This window comes from Polaromonas sp., from assembly GCF_012927415.1.
In the GTDB taxonomy this organism is placed as follows: domain Bacteria; phylum Pseudomonadota; class Gammaproteobacteria; order Burkholderiales; family Burkholderiaceae_C; genus Polaromonas.
Genome location: NZ_JABBPF010000185.1, coordinates 1 through 3,269, shown reverse-complemented (window position 1 = coordinate 3,269; position 3,269 = coordinate 1). Strand labels below are relative to the sequence as shown.

General features: G+C 64.8%; 2 protein-coding genes. Both read left to right on the top strand.

Annotation, left to right across the window (positions count from 1 at the left end):
• Positions 1 to 112: 112 nt before the first annotated feature.
• A complete protein-coding gene (locus HHJ19_RS15435; RefSeq protein WP_296908758.1) occupies positions 113 to 1,537 on the top strand; it encodes an efflux RND transporter periplasmic adaptor subunit in 1,425 nt (474 codons plus the stop codon).
• The coding region (locus HHJ19_RS15430) for an efflux RND transporter permease subunit (protein WP_296908757.1) at positions 1,534 to 3,269 on the top strand (1,736 nt) is incomplete at its 3' end. The genes HHJ19_RS15435 and HHJ19_RS15430, both read left to right, overlap by 4 nt.

The window sequence follows — 3,269 nt, the reverse complement described above, 5'->3', positions numbered from 1 at the left end:
GGATGAAAGCCGACTGCCAGACGTGTCATGAAAGTGACCTCATACCCCCTGCATGCACGATGTAAATCCAGCGCCAAATTAGCCGCTAAGCCCATAAAAAAAAGGACAGCAGATGGACTCCAGAGCCGATGCGCCGCACAACGACCCCGATGCGGCACCACGCAAGCGCTTGAGTCGCCGCACCGCCGTCGTGGGAAGCCTGATCGTCATACTCGCGCTGGCCGGCACCGGCTGGCTGACCTGGCGCCTGACCCACCCGACCCCTGCCCCCGGCGCCACTGCCGGCGCGGCGGGGCCGGCCGGTGCGGGAGGTCGCCGCGGCGCGCCCTCGACCACCGTGGGCGTCGCCACCGCCGAGCGGTCCAGCATTCCAGTCTTCCTGGAAGCGCTGGGCACCGTGACGCCACAAGCCAGCGTGAAGGTGCGGCCGCAAGTTTCCGGCGTGATGGAAAAGGTGTTGTTCACCGAAGGCCAGATGGTGCGCGCCGGGCAACTGCTAGCCACCATCGATGCGCGGCAGTTTGAAATGGCACTGTTGCAAGCCAGCGGACAGCGCCAGCGAGATGAAGCACAACTCGACAGCGCCCGCGTCACGCTGCAGCGCTTCAAGACCCTGCTGGAGCAGGACTCGATTGCGCGCCAGGATGTTGATACGCAGGCCACCCTCGTCAAGCAGCTCGAAGGCACGGTCGTCATTGACAAGGCGAACGAAGGTTCGGCGCGCCTGAATCTGGGTTATGCCCGCGTACTGGCACCCATCAGCGGCCGGGTTGGCCTGCGCACCGTCGACGTCGGCAACGTGGTCAGCAGCAGCGACGTCAACGGCATCGCTCTGATCACGCAAGTCAGTCCCATCGACGTGGTGTTTGCCGTGCCGCAAGACCAGGCGGGCCAGTTGCAGCAAGCCGCCGCTGCTGGCACGGTCATGAAAGCCACAGCGCTTGACCGGACCCGCTCCAACGCGCTGGACACCGGCTTTTTTGCCTCGCTGGACAACCAGGTCGACGTCACCACGGGCACGGTGAAGGCCAAGGCACGTTTTGCCAACAGCCAACTGGCGCTGTTTCCCAGCCAGTTTGTCAACGTGCAGTTGCAACTCAGGACGATAGCGAACGCCGTGGTGGTGCCGGTCACCGCGCTGCGCCACGGCAATGACGGCGACTATGTCTACGTGGTGAACGCCGCAGAGCGCACCGTCAGCCAGCGATCCGTACAACGCGGCCAGGCGACGGTGGACAAGATCGTCGTGGCCTCTGGGCTGAAGGTGGGCGAACAGGTCATTACCGAAGGCGCTGACCGGCTCAAGGACGGTGCCAGCGTGGTGCTGCCAGGCGACTCACCTGCCGGGGCTGGCCGGGCAGCCGGAGGTGGCAAGCGTGCGCGTGCCAGTGGCTCGCAGCCAGGCGCTGAGGCATCCGCACCCACGGCATCTGCACCTGCATCCGCAGCATCGCAACCTGAGGCAACCGGTGCGCCGACAGCCGCGGCTTCGGGCTGGCAGCGCCGCCGCCGCGCTTCGCAAGCCGAGGGATCATGAGCCAGCCAGACTCGTCATTCGACGCACCCGCGGATGCCTCGGCTTTAAGTCCATCCCGACCCTTCATTTTGCGCCCGGTGGCAACTTCGTTGCTGATGATCGCCATCGTGCTGGCCGGCATGCTGGGCTTCAAATTTTTGCCCCTCTCGGCCCTGCCGCAAGTCGATTACCCGACGATCCAGGTGCAGACGCTATACCCCGGCGCCAGTCCCGAGGTGATGGCGCAAACCGTGACGGCGCCGCTCGAGCGTCAGTTTGGCCAGATGGCCGGCCTCGCCCGCATGAGCTCAACCAGCGCTGCCGGCGTGTCCATCGTCACGCTGCAGTTCGGCCTGGGGCTCACGCTCGATGTGGCCGAGCAGGAAGTGCAGGCGGCCATCAATGCCGGCGGCTCGCTGTTGCCGGCCGACCTGCCCGCGCCGCCGGTTTATGCCAAGGTCAATCCGGCCGATGCGCCGGTGCTGACGCTGGCCATCACCTCCGACACGCTGCCGCTGACGGAAGTGCAGAACATCGTCAACACCCGGCTGGCCCTGAAGATCAGCCAGGTCAATGGGGTCGGTCTGGTCTCGCTCAGCGGCGGTCAGCGCCCTGCCGTTCGCATTCAGGCCGATACCCGCGCGCTGGCGTCTTACGGACTGGCGCTCGACTCGCTGCGAACCGCCATCACCGCAGCCAATGCCAACGGCGCCAAGGGCAGTATCGATGGGCCGACGCGCTCCTATTCCATCAATTCAAACGACCAGTTGCTGGCCGCCAGCGATTACCAGAACCTTATCATCGCCTACCGCAACGGCGCGGCGGTCCGCGTGTCGGACGTGGCAAAAGTCGTCGACAGTGCTGAAAACACAAAGCTCGGCGCCTGGGCCAGTATCGAGTGTTCAGCGGCCGCTGCCTATGCCGCTTCCGAAGGAAATAATTGCCTGGGCACGCCCGGCCGGCGTCTGGTACCCGCCATCATCCTGAATGTGCAGCGCCAGCCGGGCGCCAACGTGATTGCCACGGTCGATGCCATCAAGGCTCGCCTGCCCGAGCTGCAGTCCGGCCTGCCCACTTCCATTCGCGTCGATATATTGAGCGACCGCACCACCGGCATACGCGCATCGGTGCTGCATGTCGAGATTGAACTGCTGCTGGCCGTGCTGCTGGTGGTGCTGGTCATTTTTGCCTTTTTGCACAGCCTGCGCGCCACCGTCATTGCCAGCCTGGCCGTGCCGATTTCGCTGATCGGCACTTGCGGCGCGATGTATCTGCTGGGTTACAGCCTGAACAACCTCAGCTTGATGGCGTTGACGATCGCCACCGGCTTTGTGGTCGACGACGCCATCGTGATGATCGAGAACATCTCGCGCTACATTGAGAAAGGCGAAGAGCCGATGGCCGCTGCCTTCAAGGGCGCGAAACAGATTGGTTTCACCATCATCTCGCTGACGGTATCGCTGATCGCCGTGCTGATTCCGCTGCTTTTCATGGGCGATGTGGTGGGACGGCTGTTCCGCGAATTTGCCATTACGCTGTCCATCACCATCCTGATTTCCGCAGTGGTGTCGCTCACGCTGGTGCCCATGATGTCGGCCCGCTGGCTCAAAAAGGCCCCCACGCTTCCCGCTTCGCGTGGTTCGCTGCCCCCCGAGGGGGCTGGCCTGGCTTGGGGCGGCCCGGCGCTGGCGGCCGATGCCCCCACGCTTCCCGCTTCGCGTGGTTCGCTGCCCCCCGGGGGGGCTAGCCTGGC

Excerpts from the sequence above, each read along its gene's own strand:
- HHJ19_RS15435 (WP_296908758.1), top strand. The coding sequence starts at position 113 with ATGGACTCCAGAGCCGATGCGCCGCACAACGACCCCGATGCGGCACCA.